The sequence below is a fragment of the Pseudomonas sp. B19(2017) genome, assembly GCF_002113165.1.
Taxonomy (GTDB): Bacteria; Pseudomonadota; Gammaproteobacteria; order Pseudomonadales; family Pseudomonadaceae; genus Aquipseudomonas.
The window spans coordinates 39,347-59,481 of sequence record NZ_NEJR01000013.1 but is presented as its reverse complement, the minus strand read 5'-3'; the positions used below and the strand labels follow the sequence as shown (position 1 = coordinate 59,481).

Here is a 20,135-nt window from a genome sequence, read left to right as displayed (position 1 = left end):
CACTTTCCAAATCTCGCTCGGCAAGGAAGCAGTAAGCACTTTTCCGTCGAGGAGCCGCTGCATGTCCCGTGCTGTTGATCGTATCCTGTGCCCCGGCCTGATAGCCCTGGCCATCACCATGGCCGCGCCATTGGCCAGCCCTGCCCTGTTCGCCGCCGAGCAATCCGCTCAGCGCGCCTACGACCTGCCCAGCGCCCCGCTGGCCACCACCCTCAACCAGATCGCCAGCCAGGCCGGCATCGCCCTGGCCATCGACCCGGCACTGGTCAGCGGTCGCACCTCGGCCCCGGTGAGCGGACAGTACGATGGCCTCGGTGCCCTGCAGGCAGCCCTGCGCGGCACCGGCCTGCAGCTGCAACAGAGCAGCGTGGGCAGCTACAGCCTGGTGGCGGTCCCGGACGGTACCCTGGCACTTCCGGAAACCACCGTCGAAGCTGCCAGCATCAGCGAAAGCGCCTGGGGCCCGGTCGAAGGGTACGTTGCCCAGCGCACTGCCGCTGGCACCAAGACCGATACCGCACTGGTCGAAGTGCCGCGCTCGATCTCCGTTGCCACCCGCGAACAGATGAAAGACCGCGGCGTGCACAGCCTCGACGATGCCGTGCGCTACATGCCCGGCATCGTGTCCGCCAGCTTTGGCAGCGACACGCGCTATGACTGGATGCGCGTGCGTGGCTTCGAGCCGACCCAGTTCCTCGATGGCTTGCCGCTGCCACGTGGCGTATATGCCAACCCGAAAGCCGAAACCTGGAATCTCGACCGCCTCGCCCTGTTGCGCGGCCCGGCTTCCTCGATCTATGGCCAGACCCCACCCGGCGGCCTGCTCGACATGGTCAGCCGCCGCCCGCAGGCCGAAAGTGCCCACGAGATCGAGCTTCAATATGGCAGCGACAACCATCGCCAGATCAACTTCGCCAGCACCGGCAAGGTCGACGCCGAAGGCCGCCTGCTGTATGGCGTCAGCGGTGTCATCCGCGACAGCGGCACACAGATCGACCATATCGACAACAAGCGCTATAACATCGCCCCGAGCCTGACCTGGAACATCGACGAAGACACCTCGCTGACCTTCCTCAGCCAGTTCACCCGTGACGATACCGGGGTCACCAGCCAGTTCCGGCCGATTCAGGGCACCAAGATCGACATGCCGTTCGGCAAGATTTCACACCACAAGAACCTCGGCGACCCGGACTACGAGTTCTATGACCGCACCTACTACGCACTGGGCTACGCATTCGAGCACCGTCTCAATGATGTCTGGCAGTTCCGTCAGAATCTGCGCTATACCAAATCGGAGCTTTCGTTCCAGACGGTTACGGTGAACAGCTACAACCCGGGTTTCGCAGATTTTGGCTTTGTCGTGGACGACGAAGGCAATACCGGCCGCAGCACGACGAACGTGGATGAAGACATCAGCCAGTTCGCCGTCGACAACAACTTCCAGGCCGACTTCAGCACCGGTGCCATCAGCCACACCGTGCTGGTTGGCCTGGATCACCAGCGCACCAACAACAACTTCCTGACGATCTACGGCACTGCGCCAGACATCAACGTGAACAATCCGGCCCACGGCTTACCGATCACCCGCCCGGACCGCTCGAATGCTTATTACGACTATGACCAGAAAACCAGCCAGACCGGCCTGTACGTTCAGGACCAGATGGCACTCGGTAATTGGCGCCTGACTTTGGGCGGCCGGGAGGACTGGGTGCACACCGGCACCAAGTTCTTCAACAAGGGCGATGCCACCAATACCCAGCGTGACAGTAACTTCAGCGGCAACGCTGCAATCAGTTACGTCTTCGATTCCGGCTTTGTGCCCTACCTGTCCTATGCCGAGTCGTTCCAGCCCGCCAGCAAGGCCGACGCAGATCCGACGAACTCGTTCAAGCCAACCGAGGGCAAGCAGTGGGAACTGGGTATCAAGTACCAGCCGCCAGGCTCCAGCACGCTGCTTTCGGCTGCGGTGTATGACCTGACCCAGAAGAACGTACTGGTCACCAGCAACGATGGAAACACCAGTGTCACCAGCCAGACCGGCGAAGTGAAAGTCCGTGGTCTGGAGCTTGAAGCAGTTTCCGATGTAACCGAAAACCTGAAGGTAATCGCCGCCTACACCCTGGCCAAGTCAGAAGTGCAGGATGGCCAGTTCAAAGGCAACCGCCTGCAGCTGATGCCGAACCAGCAGGCATCGGTGTGGGGCGACTACACCTGGCACTCTGGCGTGCTCGACGGCTTCGGCATTGGCCTGGGTGCGCGCTATACCGGCAATACCTATGGTGACCAGGCCAATACCTACCTGGGCAAGGCCAATGCCTATACGGTGTTCGATGCAGCAGTGCACTACGATCTGGGTCGCCTGAGTGGCAGCCTCGAGGGGGCGTCGGTCGCGGTCAACGCAACCAACTTGCTGAACAAGGATTACCTCTCAACGTGTGACTCGTACTACTGCTATTACGGCGACGAGCGCAGCGTTGTGGCCAGCGCCACCTACAAGTTCTGAGTGAGCAAAGGCTGCTTCGCAGCCCAATCGCCGGCAAGCCGGCTCCCACAGATTCAGCGCATTGCCCGAGACCTGCGCTGGCCTTGTGGGAGCTGGCTTGCCGGCGATTGGGCCGCACTGCGGCCCCAGGTTCCAACAGGCAAACACCGGTACCGTGATGAAAAGCCCAACCATTCGCCGCTGGTCCAAAATCCACACCTGGAGCAGCCTGGTCTGCACCCTGTTCCTGCTGTTGCTGGCAGTCACCGGCCTGCCGCTGATCTTCCACCACGAACTCGAACACCTGCTCGGCGACGCGCCCGAACTGCGCGAAATGCCGGCAGGCACCCCACACCTCGACCTGCAGCAGCTGGTGATCAAGGCTGAACAGCACCGCCCCGGCGAAGTCCTGCAGTACTTCGGCTATGACGAAGACGAACCAGACGGCGTGGTCGCCATCACCGCCGCCACCGCCGGCACCGACCCCAACTTGTCGCACACCTTCATGCTCGACGCACGCACCGGCGAAGCCGTGGCCATGCCGGCCGCCAACGGCGGCTTCATGATGCTGATGCTGCGCCTGCACGTGGACATGTTCGCCGGCCTGCCAGGCAAGCTGCTGCTGGCCTTCATGGGCGTGCTGTTCGTCGTGGCGATCATCTCCGGCACCGTGCTCTATGCGCCGTTCATGCGTCGCCTGGACTTCGCCACGGTACGCCACGGCAAATCCCGCCGCCTGCGCTGGCTCGACCTGCACAATCTGATCGGCGTGGTCACCCTGGCCTGGGCCTTGACGGTGGGCATAACCGGTGTGATCAGCGCGCTGTCCGACCTGGTCATCGCCGCCTGGCGCAACGACAGCCTGGCCGCCATGGTCGCGCCTTACCGCGACGCGCCACCGCTCACCCAGCGTGCAACAGCCACTCGCCTGCTGGAGATTGCCGAACAGGCCGCCCCGGGCATGCGCCCGGACTTCATCGCTTTTCCAGGTACGCGCTTTTCCAGCGAACACCACTATGCAGTGTTCATGAACGGCGCCACGCACTTGAGTTCGCACCTGTTCACACCCGTGCTGATCGACGCCCGTACCCTGCAAGTGACTGCAGTCGGTGAACGCCCCTGGTACATGGATGCCATGGGCCTGTCGCAACCGCTGCACTTCGGCGATTACGGAGGCCGACCGATGCAGATCCTCTGGGCAATTCTCGACGTGCTGACCATCATCGTGCTCGCCAGTGGCCTGTATCTGTGGTGGGGCAAACAGCGCAAAGCCAAGGAGGCGCGCGCATGAGCCACAAGTCACGACCCGCTTGGCGCATTTTCGCCTGGCCGGCGCTTATTGCATTGCTGGGAGCCCTGGGGCTGTTCGCCGCCTTGCTCGGAGATGGCTGGTGGGATGGGCTGGCCTGGCTAGGTCTGGGCCTGCCCGCGTGGTTTTCGCTACGGGGCCTGTGGCGCCGCTGAGGTAGCCCGCTAACACAGTAGCCCTGGCGCCTTGGCGCAGCATGGTCCGCCCCTGCTACAGGAGACTGACCATGCCGATCCCCCCCCTTTTCCAGACTCTGGATAACCAGCTTGATGCACTGCTCCCACCTATCGAGGGGGTCGAGCACAACCTGGACCTGACGCTTGCGCGACTTTTCCCAGGCCTTTCCCTCAACGCCGGCACGCTGTACTTTGGGTCCCAGCCACTGTTGCAGCTAATGGGTTTCCATCTGTTCGATGGCGGCACCTTCCGCCTGCCCGCAGGCAGTCCGATCAGGCATGCCGACTACCCGGCGCTCACCCTGCCAGTCGATTTCAACGGCCATATCGACAGCTTTTGCAAAACCATTCGTCAGACGCTTCATGCCCGCCTGGCCGCGTACTGGCTGGAGCCGGACAACAAAGGCCTGACCCGTACCGTGCGCCTTGCCGTGCTGTACCGTGAGCAACTGGATGCGGAGATCCGCCTGCGCACCACCGATCAGACCCTGTCAGCGGCGCATGTGCAAATATTGAGAACCTACCTGGAACTGCCGCAGCCCTGGCAACGTCGCCACTTGCCGACCACCGCGCGTCCCCAGGCCTATCGCCTGTTGCTCGACAGTACGGCGCCTAACTGGCGCGGCCACGTGCCAGGTTTCCTGGTGCTCACCGAATACGGCGCCGAAGGGCGAATGCTCGATAACCTTGAGCAGGTTGGCCGGGTACTGCTGTGCAGTGCCGCACACGGCATCGAGGCCTTCGACAACCTGGCCGACCTGCACACGGAGGTATGCGAGCGCCTGGAAGACCCGCAGCAGAGCGAACACTTGCTGCAACTGATGATTGACCCCGACAACCAGCAAACCGCCCGTCGTTCAGAGCGCCTGCGCTACGACTGGTATACAGAAGACCTGGCCGAATACCTCGCCTCGACCCTGCGCGATGCCCAGGCCAGGCAACTGAGCTACAGCTGGCAACAGGCCTGGAAGCTCGGCAAACAGCGCGATATCGAGCAGCTGGATCTGGCCCTTGCTGCGGCACTCGACATACGGCGCTCCGTCGGAAGCCGCGGTCCGCTAGCCAACCGCTACGGCCTGCTACTCGAAAAGCATCTACCCAACTGGTTACGCACCACTTCGCAGCAGGGCGTCGCCCACATCATGCAGACCCTGCAGGAGCTGATCGTGGCCATCGAAGCGGCCAGCGCTCCCGGCATCCTCAGCCTGGAACAGTTCAACCACAGGCATTCCCTGCTGAACTGGGTCAACCTTCGCCTGCGCGAATACCTGCAACGCGAACCGGGCCTGGACTGCGACCCGCGTGACATTACCATCAGTGTGACCCTGGCTCGACAGGTCGGGCCGATCATCAACCCGCTACCCCTGGGAAGTACCACGGGCTACGTTCCGGTAGCCAGCCGGCGCCAGGCAGGCGATACCATCGAGTTGGTCAGGCATACCTACCGGCTGGATGAGCTGGCATTGCTGAACATCGCCTGGTTCGACGTGGACTACTGGCTGACCGCGCATGTCCACCTGCACGGTGAAGCGCTGCCAGCGCTGACACCCCTGCGGGTTAAACAGATCGTGCGACGCCTGAATGCGGGCAGTGGCTATCAGGCTTACCTGCGCACCCAGCTGCTCGATTCGCCCGAAGGCCGTTGGCGCCAGACGGCCCATGCACAGATCACCCGCGCACGGATGAATGCCGAAGCAGTGAAAGCACGCTATGTCGGCCACTTTCTCACCGACACACTCGAACAGGGCTATGGCTGGGCCAGCACGGTCATCAGCGCCCCGGACAGCCGCGCCCGCCCCTATTTCAACGAGCAGCGCGTGACAGTCCAGCAGCTACTGGTGCAGGGCGACACGCTGATGGGCGTATTGCTGCTGGTTTCGCCAGACCACTCGAAACGTATCGTCGTCTACTGCCCCGACGTTCCGGACCGGCGCTACTGGCGCGAATACAGTGATACCAAGGCGCTGATCCGAGCCATTCGCAGTGACCCAGCATTGCAAGACTACCTGGTCCAGCGCCTGCCACGGGCCAGCGGGAAAAAACTCAACGAACGGTTGCAGAAAGGCCGGCTGGGCGCGTTGATCACTCGCGATGCCATAACCGGCAATCTGTATCAGGCGCTTTACCGCGCCGAGGTGCAAAGCCTGATGGCCCACACCGATACCGTCACCCGCAGCAATGAAGAACTACTGGGCGAATTCTCGGTCAACGTGCTCAGGCTCGTGCTGGACATAGTCACGTTCATACTGCCGCAACGGGCATTGATCACCCTGGCATTCGGCCGCATGGCGATCTCCATATGGGACGGCTTCGAGGCCTACGAGCAGGACGACCACGCAAGCGCCTTGCACCATGCTGTCGCTGCCCTTGGCCATGCCACCGCCGGGCTGAACGAAATGGCAGGCTCCAGCCTGATGCGCCGTGCCTTGCGAGGGCTGCCCAAACCACCACCGGTGCCGCTGCCAGGCCATTACGAAACAGCGCCAGTCGCTGCCAGGCTGCGCTACCGGATCGATTCGGCGCATGGCGAGGCCGTCTATGAACAACCGTCAACTTCCCCGGGGCTGAGCCAATACTTTGTACGGGATAGCCTGGGCCGTTACTTCAATGTCAGTTTTGACGGCGCGCGCTGGCGCGCCACCGACCCCGACCAGCCTTACGCCTACCTGAAGCTGCCGATCAGGCGTAACCAGGATGGCAACCTGGTCGTTGATTCTCCGCTGCTCTGGCACGACGGCTTGCCAGACATCGCGCACCTGCTCGAGCAGTGCCGGCTGAAAACACTGCTTGAGGGCGCTGCGGATGGCACGGACAACAACTTGTTCAGCTACAACGGCACGTACTACCTGCAGCTGCACAACCAGCAACTGCCGGTGCGGCGCCATCTGCTGGCCGGGCATTATCACCTGATTCTCCCCGACGCCTTGTCTGGCGCAGTACCCGCCTGGGCGGTGCTGCGTCATCAGGACGGCGAATGGCGCATCCGGGTCCGCCAGACCGGCCGCGGCAGCGACTGGCTGGCATTACCCGCGGATTATTCGGCCAGCCTGGGCAGCAGCCGGTCCAGCCGCTGATGCAAGGCACTGCCACTTGGCCAGTTGCGCAGCAACCGCGCCCGGTCACGGGCGTAGGCCGGGGCGAAGCTGAGCTGGGTGGCGTGCTGGCACATGGCATCGAGGTCGATCAGCGACCACTGGCCGTTGTGCCAGAACAGGTTGTGGCCCTTGAAGTCGCCGTGGCTGATGCGTTCGCGGATCAGTTGCTGCATCAAATGGACCAGCGCGTCCACCTGCTCTTCCGGTGCTTCACCATTTTCCACATAGGGCGCGAAGCACTCGGCCAGGTCCGGGCCATCGACATACTCGGTGACCAGGTAGGCACGGCTGCGCAGGCCCATCACCCGCTGCTCAAGCACCGCCAACGGGCGCGGCGTTGCGATGTCGAGGAATTCCAGGCGGTGGCCCTCGATCCATGAATGCCAGGCCCGGCTCGGCCGCCAGAAGCGCTTGAACCAGTGCGCGGTGTTCTTGATGTTGTAGCGTTTGAGCACCAGCGAGCGGCCACCCACTTCAATACGCGCCACACTGGCCGCGCCACCGGTCTTGTACAGGTGGCCCTGGTCGATCAACGCGTCGGCCTGCTCCAGCACCGGCAGCATGGCTTCGACCTCGTTGCGGCGGACCGCCCGTAAGCCGGAAAGGCTGCGCTCGACACTGAACAGGCTGCATTCACGGCCAGCCTTTTCCAGGTAGTCCTTCTGGCGCCAGCTGCGCACCTTGTCCACTTGCTTCTGCAAGGCCTCCAGCGGCAGCGCATGTTCGGCGTTGGCCAGCAGGTAATGCACCAGCAGCTCTTCGATGAACGGTTCCAGGCGCTTGGGCAGCTGGGCGAAGAACACCCCGAGGTTTTCCAGCACACGCGGGCGCGACAGCTGCTGGCCGGGCGTTTCGGCCTTGATGCCGGCGCCGTCGATCAGGTACAGCTTGCCGCCGTGGCGCAGCAGGTTGTCCAGGTGCAGGTCCTCCTGCCAGATGCCTTGGGCATGCATGTGCGCCACCGCAGTGAGCGCCTCGCCCAGCACCAGATGCTGCTCGTCGGCCAGCACCGGCTGGTTTTCCACAGCCGCCCAGGCATCAGCCAGGCTTTCGGCGCCGTCGAGGAACTCGAACAGCAGCCAGCCACCCTCACCGTCCTTGAGGCCGTCTGCCAGCAGCTTCGGAGTGGTCAGGCCTTGCTCGGCCAGCAGCTTCACGCCTTGCAGTTCGCGCTGAAAATGCCGGGCGGCGTTACCACCGACCAACAGCTTGGCCAGCACCGGTGTACCGCGCCACACGCCGGCCCCCACATAGCGCTGGCCCGGCAGCACGCGCAGCAAGCTGAGCAATTGCAGGTCGGCCGTGCCGGCGGCATCGGCCAGGGTGATGCTCAGGGGCAACGAGGGGTTGCGCCCGGCCTCTTTCAATTCAGACAAACGCATCAGCGGGCCTCTTTTTCACGACGGCGTTGCGTCAGGCGTTGCAACCAGGTGTCGACCAGCGTGCCATCGGCCGGCTGCGCCAGGTAGCTGGCCAGCAAGGTACGCACATCGCGTTCGCCCCAGACCGGGGCGCGGCGCAGCAGCGGCTCCAGGTCCTTGAGGCGGTCACGCATGCCGAACAGCAGGGGGCGGGTCTTCTCCAGATCGATCAGCTGCGCGTCCCAGCCTTCGCGGCGCTGGCGCAGGAAGATGTGCTTGGGGTAGAAGCAGCCATGTACCTGGCCGGCGCCGTGCAGGGTACGCGCCAGCTGGCCGCAGGCCTGCAGGACGCCGTTGCGTTCAGCATCGCTCAGTTGTGGCCACCGGGCCAGCAGGCTGTCGAGGTCAGCCCATTCGTCCAGGGCGCGAGTCATCAGGATCGCCCGGTGCGTGCCGCCTTGCTTGCGCTCGCCATAGAACACCGCCTGCAAGGCCGGAATCTGCAGCTTCTGGTAACGGCTGATATTGCGGAATTCGCGGGCGAAGGTCGGTTCGCCGAATGGCCGGTGCAGGGTTCGGGTCAGGTAGTCGCTCTGGCGCTTGAGGTAGTAGCCCTTGCCTTCGAGCTCCAGGCGGAACACGCTGCTCCAGCCACCGCGGCCGGTGTTCGGTTCGTCCACGGCGTCCAGTTGCAGCGCCCACAGCGCCTCGAAGTCATCCAGGCCATGGCGTTTGAGCAGCGCGAGGTCCGCGCTGGCCAGGTAATCGGTCATTCCCTTCCCTCGAAAAAGCTCACCACCTGGCGAATGCGCTTCTTGTCACGCACATTCAGCCGGTCGCGGCCACGGTATTGCAGGTAGAAACGCAGGCGCTGGGTTGCCGACAGGTGGTATTTGGCCACTTTGTCCAGGCAGGCCAGGTCCTTGATCATCCGGTGCCGCCACATAAAGCCGCGCCAGAAATCGCCGGTGGGGCAGTCGATGAAGAATAGTGTGCCCTGATCGTCGACCAGCAGGTTGCGCCACTTCAGGTCGTTATGGGCGAAATGGTGCTGGTGCATGACCCGGGTGTGGCGCGCCAGCTGGCTGCTGACATGCCCGACCCAGGCGCGATCGGCCAGGCGCGCATCGTTGCGCTCGGCCAGTGCCGACAGGTCTTCGGTGCGCGGCAGTTCGCGAGTGATCATCGCGCCCCGGCCAAAGGCCAGGCCATTGCGCTCCAGGCCCCAGGCCACCACCTCGGCCGTGGGGATGCCCCACTTGTGGAACTGCTTGAGGTTCTGCCATTCGGCCTTGATTCGCGGCCGACCCAGGTAGCGGCGCATGTGCTTGCCGGCCCCGGTGTAACGCTTGACGTAGTAATTGACCCCGTCACGCGTGATACGCACCACTTCGCTGAGCGGGTCGCGGGTCAGGCGTTCGCCTTGCAGGGCAAATACCGCATCGAGGCTGCCGAAGTCCGCCGCCAGGTGTTCGTAGCCCGGCGCCAGTGTCCACCCCGCCATCAGAGTGCATCCCCATAACGTTGCTTGCGGTCGTAGAGCTTCTGCGCCTTGCGCTCCAGCCAGGCGAGCAGCGCGGCTTCATCCTTCAGGATCTGCCGCAGCGGGCGCTGGAAGTAACCGCGCAGGAAACGCAGCTTGTCGCGCTGGGTCAGGCCGATATCCAGCGCCGAGAAGTACAGCGCGGCCAGGTCCTTGTCACGCCAGCGACGGCTGATTTTCGCCCGGGTTTGCGCGCGGTGCAGGTCGATCACCGACAGTTTGAAGTCTTCCGCCGTCACCGGGCGGTCGGTGTGCAGCAGGAAGTGGCAAATGTAGCAGTCGCGGTGGTTGACCCCGGCGCGGTGCATACCACCGGTCATCTTCGCCACCTCGGCGATCAGCGCACGCTTGAGGCGCGGCTCGGGCGGCTGCCTGACCCAGTCGATGCTGAAGTCTTCCAGGCTGATGGTTGGCGCCAGTTCTTCGGTGATGATGAACGAGTGCTGCGCGGCCGGGTTGCTGCCACGTTCGCCATAGGCGACGGCAGTCATGGTCGGCACGCCAACCTGGTGCAGGCGCTGGATGGCCTGCCATTCCTGGCCGGCGCCGAGCACCGGCAGCTTGGCGGTAAGCAGGTTCTTGAAGATCTCGCCCCAGCCGATGCCGCGGTGGATCTTGACGAAGAAGCCCTCGCCAGCGACCTCGGTGCGCAGCGTGCGGCGCCCTTCCAGCTCGCGATAGACCTCGCCTTGCAGCGCCTCCACGGCGTCGAAGGCATCACGCCCGGCCCACAGGCGCTTGAACGGGTCGGCCAGTATCAGCTTCATGCAGACTCCTGCCCCAGGATCACGTCGGCGGCATGCTGCGGCATGCTGTACAGATCGGCGGTTTCAGCAAACGCCAGGCCGTTGCGCGACCAGGTGGCGCGGGCCTGCTGGTCTTCGAGCATGCGCTGCAGGTAGCCATTGAGCTGTTCCTGCTCGAACGGCTCGTCCAGCACCAGGCCGCTGTCGGCCTCGGCAATGTAGTGGGCGTAGCCGCACACCTTGGAGACCAGCACCGGCAGGCCAGCCACCAGCGCTTCGAGCAGCACCGTGCCGGTGTTCTCGTTGTACGCCGGGTGGATCAGCAGGTCGGCGCCCAGCAGGAAGCGCGGGATGTCGCTGCGGCCCTTGAGGAACTGCACCTGCTCGCCCAGGCCCAAGGTAGCGCTTTGCAACTGGAACACCTTGGGGTCGTCCTGGCCGATCACCATCAGCTTCGTTCGCTTGCGCAAGGCAGACGGCAGTGCGGCCAGGGCCTTGAGGCTACGGTCGACGCCCTTGGTCTTGAAGCCCGAGCCAATCTGCACCAGCAGCAGGTCGTCATCGCCCAGGTTGAATTCCTTGCGGAACTCGGCGCGGATCTCGTCGGCATTGGCCGGCGCGCGGCGGTCCTGGGAAATGCCCGGCGGCAAAAGGTGAAAACGCTCCGCCGGGGTGCCGTAGTGCTTGATGAACAGCGGCTGCTGCACTTCGGAAATCATCAGTACTTCGGTGTGGGCGTCCTTGGCGAACACCGCACGCTCGTACTCGGCAAAGTGCCGGTAGCGGCCCCAGCGGCGGTACAGGCCGCCACGCAGGGTCTGCGCCTTGTCCTCGAAGCAGCCATCGGCGGCGTAGTACACGTCCAGCCCAGGCATCTTGTTGAAGCCGATCAGGCGGTCGACCGGGCGCTTGGCCAGGTCGGCGGCCATCCAGGCGCTGAGCTTCTCGTTGCGGCGGTGGTTGAAAATCGCCTTCACCGGCGCCACCAGCACTTCGAAGCCCGGCGGAATGTCACCCTCCCAGATCAGCGTGTACACGCGAATCTGGTGGCCCCGCTTCTGGCATTCCAGGGCAATGCGCATGAAGTCGCGCTGCAGCCCGCCGAAGGGGAAATATTTGTAAAGCACGAAAGCCAGTTGCATCAACGGACATCCTCAGCCAGCAGCAACGCGCTCAAGCGGCTCGCCACATGCTCGGGATTCAGGCGAGTGAAGCACAGCGGCCACTCGCGTTTCAGATCGAACCGGCGCAGGTCGTCGGCGCTCGGTTTGTAGGTGCACTTCTTCTGCAGGCAGGGCGCGCAGGGCCAGTCACTGGCCTGGTGAATCTGGGTCCGTCCGTAGGCGCCGGTCAGGCCCGGGTTGGTCGGGCCGAACAGCGAAATGGTGGGCACATCGAGTGCCGCCGCCAGGTGGCCGAGGCCGGTATCGACCGCCACGCAGGCTTTTGCCGCCGCCAACACGCGGGCAACGCCGGCAAGGTTCAATTTGGGGAGTACCTGGCAGTTGTTCAACCCCTGGGCGATGCGCTCGGCCCGTGCCTTCTCGGCCGGATTGCCCCACGGCAGGCGCACCTCCAGCTTGCGCCGGCCCATGCGCTCGGCCAGTTCGCGCCAGTAGGCTTCGGGCCAGTGCTTGGTCGCCCAGGTGGTGCCATGCAGGAACACCACATAAGGGGCGGCTGGCGGCAGTTGCAGGCGCTCAAGGTCGAGGCCGTAGTTGCCGATGCCTTCCGGCAGGTCATAGGCCAGGGCCATGGCGAACAGCTGGCGCACCCGCTCCACCGCGTGCTGGCCGGTTGCAACCGACAGGCGCCGGTCATAGAAGCGGCTGGCCCAGCCTTCGCGGGCCGAGTAGCGGTCCAGGCCAGCCACCGGCGCCTTCACATAGCGGGTCAGCCAGGCCGACTTGACCAGGCCCTGGGCGTCGATCACCAGATCGTACTTGCGCTCGCGTACCCGTTGCTTGAACGCCTTCCACTCGCCGCTCTTGATGGTTTGCCAGAGGTTCTTGCGCCAGCGGCGGATGGCCACCGGGATCACCTGGTCGACTGCCGGATGCCAGCCGGGGATTTCAGCGAAGCCTTCTTCCACCACCCAGTCGAAGCGGATGCCCGGGATGGCGTGGGCCGCATCGGTAACCGCCGGCAGGGTGTGGATCACATCCCCCAGCGACGAAGTCTTGATGATCAGTACCCGCACTTAGTCGACCTCGGCCACGGTATCGATCAGGTCCGGCCCGCTCAGGCTGTGCAGGGCGGCAATGACCTTGCCCGGTTCCAGCAGGCGCAGGCAGTTGTAGTGGCCGAAGCGGCAGGTGCGGTCGAAGCACGGGCTGCACTCGATGCCGGTGCGCACCACTTCGACGTGCTCGGCCAGCGGCGGAGTGAAGCCCGGCGAAGTCGAGCCGTAAACGGCCACCAGTGGGCGGTTCAGGGCTGCAGCCACGTGCATCAGGCCGGAGTCGTTGGACACCACTGCATCGGCACAGGACATCAGATCGATGGCTTCGGCCAACGAGGTTTCCCCGGCCAGGTTGGACGATTCTTCACGCAGCCCCGGGATCAGCCGGTCGCGGATCTGCTCGCCGACCGGGTGATCGTTCTTCGAGCCGAACAGCCATACCTGCCAGCCCTGGCGGATCATCGCATCGGCCACGCTGGCGTAGTGCTCGGCCGGCCAGCGCTTGGCCTCGCCAAATTCGGCACCGGGGCACAGCGCCAGCACCGGGCGGTCCAGCTCCAGGCCGAACTTGGCCAGGGCGGCGTCGCGGCTTTGCGCTTCGATCTGCAGGCTGGGGCGCGGGTACGGATGCGGCAGTTCGCTGCCCGGCTCATAGGCCAGGGCCATGAAGCGCTCGATCATCAGCGGGTAGCGGGCCTTGTCCAGCTTGCGCACATCGTTGAGCAGGCCGAAGCGCATTTCGCCGCGCCAGCCGGTGCGCTTGGGGATACCGGCGAAGAACGGCACCAGCGCCGACTTCAGCGAGTTGGGCAGCAGGATGGCCTGGTCGTACTGGCCGGCCAGGGACTTGCCGATGCGTCGCCGCGTGGCCAGTTCCAGCGCGCCGTGGCCGAGCGGGAAGCTCAGGGCCTGACGGACCTCGGGCATGCGTTCGAGGATCGGCCGGCTCCACTCGGGGGCCAGCACATCGATCACGCAGTCGGGGTGCTGCTGTTTCAGGCACTGGAACAAGGTCTGCGCCATCACCATGTCGCCGACCCAGCTGGGGCCAATGATCAGTATTCTCATGCTTAGTCCAGAAACGCTCGGGGAGGCTACAGGCTGCGGTACAGCCTGGCCTCCCCTCTTTATATTCAGGCTATTTGGCGGACAGTGTACCACTCACATGGCCCATTCGCGGGCACGCCCGCTCCCACAGGTATTGCACAGCCATCCAGCCCTGCGCTTTCCTGTGGGAGCGGGCATGCCCGCGAATGAAGCCAACTCGATATCAAGTCAGGCCCAACTCACCCCAGATCCGCCGCACCTCACGGCGTTCATCGGCAAACTGCGCCGCATCGATCACCCCGGCCTGCTTTTGCAGGGCCTGGCGGTGCGAAGCCGAGCGGAACGCCTTGTACACTTCACGCAACAGCACCGCGTCACTGGCCGGCATCAAACCTGCCTGCTCCAGCTCTTCCAGAATGCGGATGTTATCGGTCCATCGGAGTATGGCCGGGTGGTCGTGGGACCAGGCCAAAGCAGCGTATTGCACCATAAATTCGATATCGACGATACCGCCGGCATCCTGCTTGATATCGAACGGCACACCGGCATCGAAGGCGTTGGCCGCCGTACCGGCAGCGGTGGCCTTGGTGCCAAGGTTGTCGCGCATCTTGGCGCGCATTTCGCTCACTTCGCTACGCAGTTTTTCCAGGTCGCGGGCCTGGCCCAGCACCTTGGCACGCACGCCTTCGAATGCCGCGCCCACCTGCTGGCAGCCCACCAGTACGCGGGCCCGCACCAGGGCCTGGTGCTCCCAGGTCCAGGCTTCGTTCTGCTGGTAGCGCTCGAACGCGCCCAGCGAACTCACCAGCAGGCCCGAGGCCCCCGACGGGCGCAGGCGCATGTCCACGTCATACAGCTGGCCAGAGTTGGTCTGGGTGGCCAGCAGGTGAATGATGCGCTGGCCCAGGCGGGTGAAGAACTGCGCACTGTCGATGGGCTTGGCGCCGTCGGTTTCCGCCTGCGGGTCGCCGTCGTGGATGAATACCAGGTCCAGGTCCGAGCCGTGGCCCAGTTCCAGGCCACCCACCTTGCCGTAGCCGATGATGATGAAGCCCGGGTCGCACAGGCTGCCGTCGCTGCGCTTGGGCTGGCCATGGCGGGCCACGGTCTGGCGCCAGGCCAGGGCCAGTACCTGGTCGAGAATGGCTTCGGCCAGCCAGGTCAGGTAGTCACTGACTTTCATCAGTGGCAGGTTGCCGCTGATTTCCGAAGCGGCCACGCGCAGGCTGTGGGCCAGCTTGAAGTGGCGCAGCGCCTCCATCTGTTGTTCCAGGTCGTCCTCGGGAATGCGCGTCAGCCGTTCGCGCAGCTCGCTGGCCAGCTCTGGCGCCAGTGGCGGGCTGAACAGACGGCCTTCATTGAGCAGCTCGTCGAGCAGCAGAGGGTAGCGGGCAATCTGCTCGGCAATCCACGGGCTGGCGGCGCACAGGGTCAGCAGGCGGCGCAAGGCGCCGGGGTTTTCGGTGAGCAACACCAGGTAGGCAGAACGCCGTGCCACGGCCTCGACCAGCGGCAGCACGCGCTCAAGCACCAGATCGGGATTGTCATGCTCCACAGCCTGGGCCAGCAACCGCGGGATGAAAGCGTCCAGGCGCTCACGGCCAATCCGCTGCATCGAACGCAGCTGCGGGCTCGAGCGCAGCGCGGCCAGGCGCCGCAGAGCTTCGGCGGGCTGCTGGAAACCGGCCTCTTGCAGCTGACGGCCAGCGGCCTCTTCATCCTGCGCCTGCTCCCACAGCGGCGACCATTCGCCACCCACCACCAATTCGCCTTCGCCGTCTTCATCATCCGGATCGGCGATCACCTGACGGAAGTGCCAGTCAATGCGGCCACGCCAGTGCGTCAGCTGGTCATGGAAGCTTTGCCAGTCAGCATAACCGAGCATGTAAGCCACCCGTGCCTGATCGGTCTCGCTGTCCGGCAGCATCTGCGTCTGACGGTCGGCAATGGCCTGGATGGCGTGCTCGGTATAGCGCAGGAATTCATAACCCTCGCGCAGCTCGGCGACCACCGCCGGCGGCAGATAACCTTGGCCCTCGAGGGTGGCCAGTACTTTCAGCAACGGCCGCTGTTGCAGGCTGAGGTCGCGCCCGCCGTGGATCAACTGGAAGGCCTGGGCGATGAACTCCACCTCGCGAATGCCCCCGGCACCCAGCTTGATGTTGTCGGCCATGCCCTTGCGCCGCACTTCCTGCTGGATCAGCTGCTTCATGGTGCGCAGCGCTTCGATTGCGGAAAAGTCCAGGTAGCGGCGGTACACGAACGGCCGCAGCATCTCCTGCAACTGCGCGCCGGCTGCCTGGTCGCCGGCCACCACCCGCGCCTTGATCATCGCGTAGCGTTCCCAGTCGCGGCCCTGGTCCTGGTAGTACTGCTCCAGCGCATTGAAACTGAGCACCAGCGCGCCGGCCGAACCGTAGGGGCGCAGGCGCATGTCGACGCGGAACACGAAGCCGTCGACGGTAACCGGGTCCAGCGCCTTGATCAGGCGCTGACCCAGGCGGGTGAAGAACTCCTGGTTGTCCAGCGAGCGCTTCACCCCTTCGGTTTCGCCGCCTTCAGGGAAGGCGAAGATCAGGTCGATGTCCGATGACAGGTTCAGTTCCACCGCGCCCAGCTTGCCCATGCCCAACACCACCATGTGCTGCGGCTGGCCACTGCGGTTGCCGACAGGCGTGCCGAACTGCTGGCAATGGCGCGGGTACAGCCATTGGTAGGCTTCGTCGATGGCGGCATCGGCCAGGTCGGACAGGTCGCGGCAGGTTTCGCCCAGCGCGGCCTGGCGAGTGACGTCGCGCCAGATGATGCGCAGCTGTTGGCGGTTGCGCTCGCGGCGCAGGTTGCGTGCCAGCTCGTCCTCGCTCTGCGCCGCCTTGGCGGCGGCTGCGACGTGGCCGCGCAGTTCACCCGCGGCGTAACGCCGGTCCAGCTCGCCACTGGCCAGCAGGCCGAACAACATGGCCGGCTCGCGCCGGGCCAGGCCGAGCACGAAGTCGCTGGCGGCGGCCACCTGGTCGAACTGCTGCCGGTGCAGCGGGCTCCAGGCCTGCAGGTCGAGTTCCGGGTGGGCAGCCACGGCATCGCTGATGAATTGCTGGTTGCGCGCGACCAGTGGTTGCAGGGTAGCGGGCAGATCGGACGGCAAAGGTAGGCGCATGGTCTATCCTTGATCGGCGTGAAATAGAGGGGAAGAAGCGGCCAAGGGGAAGCCGGACCACGGTTGGACTGTCGTACAAAAGTTGGAAATAGCTGAAATGAACGAAAAAATGGCAACAACCATCAAGAATTACCCGCTCGCGACACAACGCCAACCAACATGAACGTTTTTCCTCACAAGCCAGCATGCGACGAAACGTCGCACAAATGTAGTTTTACTACTACCCGTGTCGTGTAAAAGCATGAAATGCGAAAGCAAATGTAGTAAAACTACACGGCGCCGGAGGACACCCCGGTAATCCAAGAATTCACGACGTCTGCCCATAAGGCCAGTCGCAACTTCAGGCAATCGATTCTGGTTGCCTTTCCGCCCTGGAGCAAGCCATGCAAGACCTCGATCCAATCGAAACCCAGGAATGGCTGGATGCCCTGGAGTCGGTCCTCGACAAAGAAGGCGAAGACCGCGCTCATTACCTGATGACCCGTATGGGCGAGCTGGCCACCCGTAGTGGCTCCCAGCTGCCGTATGCGATCACCACGCCATACCGCAACACCATCCCTGTCACCCACGAAGCACGCATGCCTGGCGACCTGTTCATGGAACGCCGCATTCGCTCGATGGTGCGTTGGAACGCCTTGGCCATGGTCATGCGTACCAACCTGAAAGACTCGGACCTGGGCGGACACATCTCCAGCTTCGCCTCCAGCGCCACCCTGTACGACATCGGCTTCAACTACTTCTTCCAGGCCCCGACCGAAGAACACGGCGGCGACCTGATCTTCTTCCAGGGCCACGCCTCGCCAGGCGTCTACGCCCGTGCCTTCATGGAAGGCCGCATCAGCGAAGACCAGATGAACAACTTCCGTCAGGAAGTGGATGGCAACGGCCTGTCTTCGTACCCGCACCCGTGGCTGATGCCTGACTTCTGGCAGTTCCCGACCGTATCGATGGGTCTGGGCCCGATCCAGGCCATCTACCAGGCACGCTTCATGAAGTACCTGGAAGCGCGCGGCTTCATCCCGGCCGGCAAGCAGAAGGTCTGGTGCTTCATGGGCGACGGCGAGTGCGACGAGCCGGAATCCCTGGGTGCGATCGCCCTGGCCGGCCGCGAGAAGCTGGACAACCTGATCTTCGTCATCAACTGCAACCTGCAGCGCCTCGACGGCCCGGTTCGCGGTAACGGCAAGATCATCCAGGAACTCGAAGGCGTGTTCCGTGGCGGTGGCTGGAACGTCAACAAGGTCGTCTGGGGCCGTTTCTGGGACCCACTGTTCGCCAAGGACACCAACGGTGCCCTGCAGCGCCGCATGGACGAAGTCATCGACGGCGAGTACCAGAACTACAAAGCCAAAGACGGCGCGTACGTTCGCGAGAACTTCTTCAACACCCCAGAGCTCAAGGCCATGGTCGAAGACCTGTCCGACGAAGAGATCTGGAAGCTCAACCGTGGCGGCCACGACCCGTACAAGGTCTACGCGGCGTACCACCAGGCGGTCAACCACAAGGACCAGCCTACCGTCATCCTGGCCAAGACCATCAAGGGTTACGGTACCGGTGCCGGCGAAGCCAAGAACACCGCGCACAACACCAAGAAGGTCGACGTCGACAGCCTGCGTCACTTCCGTGACCGCTTCGACATCCCGGTCAAGGATGCCGACCTGGAGAACCTGCCGTTCTTCAAGCCGGAAGAAGGTTCTGCCGAAGCCAAGTACCTGGCCGAGCGCCGTGCTGCCCTGGGCGGTTTCGTGCCACAGCGCCGCGCCAAGAGCTTCAGCGTACCGACCCCGCCACTGGAAACGCTGAAAGCGATCCTGGACGGCTCGGGCGACCGCGAAATCTCCACCACCATGGCCTTCGTGCGTATTCTGGCGCAGCTGGTCAAGGACAAGGAAATCGGCCAGCGCATCGTCCCGATCATCCCGGACGAAGCCCGTACCTTCGGTATGGAAGGCATGTTCCGCCAGTTGGGCATCTACTCGTCGGTCGGCCAGCTCTACGAGCCAGTCGATAAAGACCAGGTGATGTTCTACCGCGAAGACAAGAAGGGCCAGATCCTCGAGGAAGGCATCAACGAAGCCGGCGCCATGTCGTCGTTCATCGCTGCCGGTACCTCGTACAGCTGCCACAACCAGCCGATGCTGCCGTTCTACATCTTCTACTCGATGTTCGGCTTCCAGCGCATTGGCGACCTGGCCTGGGCCGCTGGCGACAGCCGCACCCGTGGTTTCCTGATCGGCGGTACCGCCGGCCGTACCACCCTCAACGGTGAAGGCCTGCAGCACGAAGACGGCCACAGCCACATGATGGCGGGCACCATCCCGAACTGCCGCACCTACGATCCGACCTACGGCTACGAGCTGGCGGTGATCATCCAGGACGGCATGAAGAAGATGACCGAAGAGCAACAGGACATCTTCTACTACATCACCGTGATGAACGAATCCTACCAGCAGCCAGCCATGCCGGCCGGTGTCGAGGAAGGCATCATCAAGGGCATGTACCTGCTGGAAGAAGACACCCGCGAAGCCGCGCACCACGTACAGCTGATGGGCTCCGGCACCATCCTGCGCGAAGTGCGCGAAGCGGCGAAGATCCTGCGTGAAGAGTTCAACGTCGGTGCCGACGTGTGGAGCGTCACCAGCTTCAACGAACTGCGTCGCGACGGCCTGGCCGTGGAACGCGCCAACCGCCTGAAGCCTGGCCAGAAGCCACAGCAGACTTATGTCGAGCAGTGCCTGAACGGTCGCAAGGGCCCGGTCATCGCCTCCACCGACTACATGAAGCTGTTCGCCGAGCAGATTCGCCAGTGGGTACCGAGCAAAGAGTTCAAGGTCCTGGGTACCGACGGTTACGGTCGCAGCGACAGCCGCAAGAAGCTGCGTCACTTCTTCGAAGTTGACCGCCACTTCGTGGTGCTGGCTGCCCTGGAAGCCCTGGCTGACCGCGGCGAGATCGAACCAAAGGTTGTTGCAGACGCTATCGTCAAGTTCGGTATCGACCCGGACAAGCGCAACCCACTGGACTGCTGAGGAGTATT

Annotated in this window: 13 protein-coding genes; 5 read left to right on the top strand and 8 right to left on the bottom strand. The window is 63.8% G+C overall.

Going from position 1 to position 20,135, the window contains the following annotated elements; genetic code table 11:
- Positions 1 to 61: 61 nt before the first annotated feature.
- The 4 genes from CAF70_RS17855 to CAF70_RS17845 all read left to right on the top strand — a co-directional run bounded on the left by CAF70_RS17855 (position 62) and on the right by CAF70_RS17845 (position 7,041).
- Positions 62 to 2,503: a TonB-dependent siderophore receptor gene (locus tag CAF70_RS17855; protein WP_085626213.1), complete on the top strand. Its 2,442-nt coding sequence runs from the start codon at positions 62 to 64 to the stop codon at positions 2,501 to 2,503.
- A gap of 157 nt (positions 2,504 to 2,660) precedes the next feature.
- On the top strand, positions 2,661 to 3,773 hold the full coding sequence (locus CAF70_RS17850; RefSeq protein WP_085626212.1) for a PepSY domain-containing protein: 1,113 nt from the start codon (positions 2,661 to 2,663) through the stop codon (positions 3,771 to 3,773).
- Complete coding sequence (locus tag CAF70_RS27725) at positions 3,770 to 3,946, top strand: hypothetical protein (protein ID WP_178076397.1); 177 nt, start codon at positions 3,770 to 3,772, stop codon at positions 3,944 to 3,946. Before CAF70_RS17850 ends, CAF70_RS27725 begins: the two co-directional genes overlap by 4 nt.
- Before the next feature lie 71 nt (positions 3,947 to 4,017).
- A complete protein-coding gene (locus CAF70_RS17845) occupies positions 4,018 to 7,041 on the top strand; it encodes a dermonecrotic toxin domain-containing protein (RefSeq protein ID WP_085626211.1) in 3,024 nt (1,007 codons plus the stop codon).
- Here CAF70_RS17845 and CAF70_RS17840 read toward each other — a convergent pair.
- The 8 genes from CAF70_RS17840 to glnE all read right to left on the bottom strand — a co-directional run bounded on the left by CAF70_RS17840 (position 7,002) and on the right by glnE (position 17,098).
- On the bottom strand, positions 7,002 to 8,444 hold the full coding sequence (locus tag CAF70_RS17840) for a lipopolysaccharide kinase InaA family protein (protein WP_085626210.1): 1,443 nt from the start codon (positions 8,442 to 8,444) through the stop codon (positions 7,002 to 7,004). The two genes, CAF70_RS17845 and CAF70_RS17840, sit on opposite strands and share 40 nt — an antisense overlap.
- On the bottom strand, positions 8,444 to 9,196 hold the full coding sequence (locus CAF70_RS17835) for a lipopolysaccharide kinase InaA family protein (protein ID WP_085626209.1): 753 nt from the start codon (positions 9,194 to 9,196) through the stop codon (positions 8,444 to 8,446). The genes CAF70_RS17840 and CAF70_RS17835 overlap by 1 nt, the downstream gene beginning before the upstream one ends.
- Entirely contained in the window at positions 9,193 to 9,927 is a 735-nt protein-coding gene (locus CAF70_RS17830) for a lipopolysaccharide kinase InaA family protein (protein WP_085626208.1), read from the bottom strand. The genes CAF70_RS17835 and CAF70_RS17830 overlap by 4 nt, the downstream gene beginning before the upstream one ends.
- Positions 9,927 to 10,733, bottom strand: a complete 807-nt coding sequence (rfaP, locus tag CAF70_RS17825) for a lipopolysaccharide core heptose(I) kinase RfaP (protein ID WP_085626207.1) — start codon at positions 10,731 to 10,733, stop codon at positions 9,927 to 9,929. The genes CAF70_RS17830 and rfaP overlap by 1 nt, the downstream gene beginning before the upstream one ends.
- Positions 10,730 to 11,854 (bottom strand): glycosyltransferase family 4 protein, encoded by a 1,125-nt coding sequence (locus CAF70_RS17820; RefSeq protein ID WP_085626206.1) that lies wholly within the window; start codon positions 11,852 to 11,854, stop codon positions 10,730 to 10,732. Before CAF70_RS17820 ends, rfaP begins: the two co-directional genes overlap by 4 nt.
- Positions 11,854 to 12,912 (bottom strand): lipopolysaccharide heptosyltransferase I, encoded by a 1,059-nt coding sequence (gene waaC / locus CAF70_RS17815; RefSeq protein WP_085626205.1) that lies wholly within the window; start codon positions 12,910 to 12,912, stop codon positions 11,854 to 11,856. Before waaC ends, CAF70_RS17820 begins: the two co-directional genes overlap by 1 nt.
- On the bottom strand, positions 12,913 to 13,962 hold the full coding sequence (gene waaF, locus CAF70_RS17810) for a lipopolysaccharide heptosyltransferase II (protein WP_085626204.1): 1,050 nt from the start codon (positions 13,960 to 13,962) through the stop codon (positions 12,913 to 12,915).
- Positions 13,963 to 14,164: 202 nt separating this feature from the next.
- Positions 14,165 to 17,098: a bifunctional [glutamate--ammonia ligase]-adenylyl-L-tyrosine phosphorylase/[glutamate--ammonia-ligase] adenylyltransferase gene (gene glnE / locus CAF70_RS17805; protein WP_085626203.1), complete on the bottom strand. Its 2,934-nt coding sequence runs from the start codon at positions 17,096 to 17,098 to the stop codon at positions 14,165 to 14,167.
- 383 nt (positions 17,099 to 17,481) lie between these two features.
- Here glnE and aceE point away from each other — a divergent pair, with 383 nt between their 5' ends.
- Complete coding sequence (gene aceE / locus CAF70_RS17800) at positions 17,482 to 20,127, top strand: pyruvate dehydrogenase (acetyl-transferring), homodimeric type (protein WP_046614465.1); 2,646 nt, start codon at positions 17,482 to 17,484, stop codon at positions 20,125 to 20,127.
- Positions 20,128 to 20,135: the final 8 nt, after the last annotated feature.

What these genes read in the sequence shown, in the direction of transcription:
- CAF70_RS17855 (WP_085626213.1), top strand. Translation starts at nt 62, where the DNA reads ATGTCCCGTGCTGTTGATCGTATCCTGTGCCCCGGCCTGATAGCCCTG.
- CAF70_RS17850 (WP_085626212.1), top strand. Translation starts at nt 2,661, where the DNA reads ATGAAAAGCCCAACCATTCGCCGCTGGTCCAAAATCCACACCTGGAGC.
- CAF70_RS27725 (WP_178076397.1), top strand. Translation starts at nt 3,770, where the DNA reads ATGAGCCACAAGTCACGACCCGCTTGGCGCATTTTCGCCTGGCCGGCG.
- CAF70_RS17845 (WP_085626211.1), top strand. Translation starts at nt 4,018, where the DNA reads ATGCCGATCCCCCCCCTTTTCCAGACTCTGGATAACCAGCTTGATGCA.
- CAF70_RS17840 (WP_085626210.1), bottom strand. Translation starts at nt 8,444, where the DNA reads ATGCGTTTGTCTGAATTGAAAGAGGCCGGGCGCAACCCCTCGTTGCCC.
- CAF70_RS17835 (WP_085626209.1), bottom strand. Translation starts at nt 9,196, where the DNA reads ATGACCGATTACCTGGCCAGCGCGGACCTCGCGCTGCTCAAACGCCAT.
- CAF70_RS17830 (WP_085626208.1), bottom strand. Translation starts at nt 9,927, where the DNA reads ATGGCGGGGTGGACACTGGCGCCGGGCTACGAACACCTGGCGGCGGAC.
- rfaP (WP_085626207.1), bottom strand. Translation starts at nt 10,733, where the DNA reads ATGAAGCTGATACTGGCCGACCCGTTCAAGCGCCTGTGGGCCGGGCGT.
- CAF70_RS17820 (WP_085626206.1), bottom strand. Translation starts at nt 11,854, where the DNA reads ATGCAACTGGCTTTCGTGCTTTACAAATATTTCCCCTTCGGCGGGCTG.
- waaF (WP_085626204.1), bottom strand. Translation starts at nt 13,962, where the DNA reads ATGAGAATACTGATCATTGGCCCCAGCTGGGTCGGCGACATGGTGATG.
- glnE (WP_085626203.1), bottom strand. Translation starts at nt 17,098, where the DNA reads ATGCGCCTACCTTTGCCGTCCGATCTGCCCGCTACCCTGCAACCACTG.
- aceE (WP_046614465.1), top strand. Translation starts at nt 17,482, where the DNA reads ATGCAAGACCTCGATCCAATCGAAACCCAGGAATGGCTGGATGCCCTG.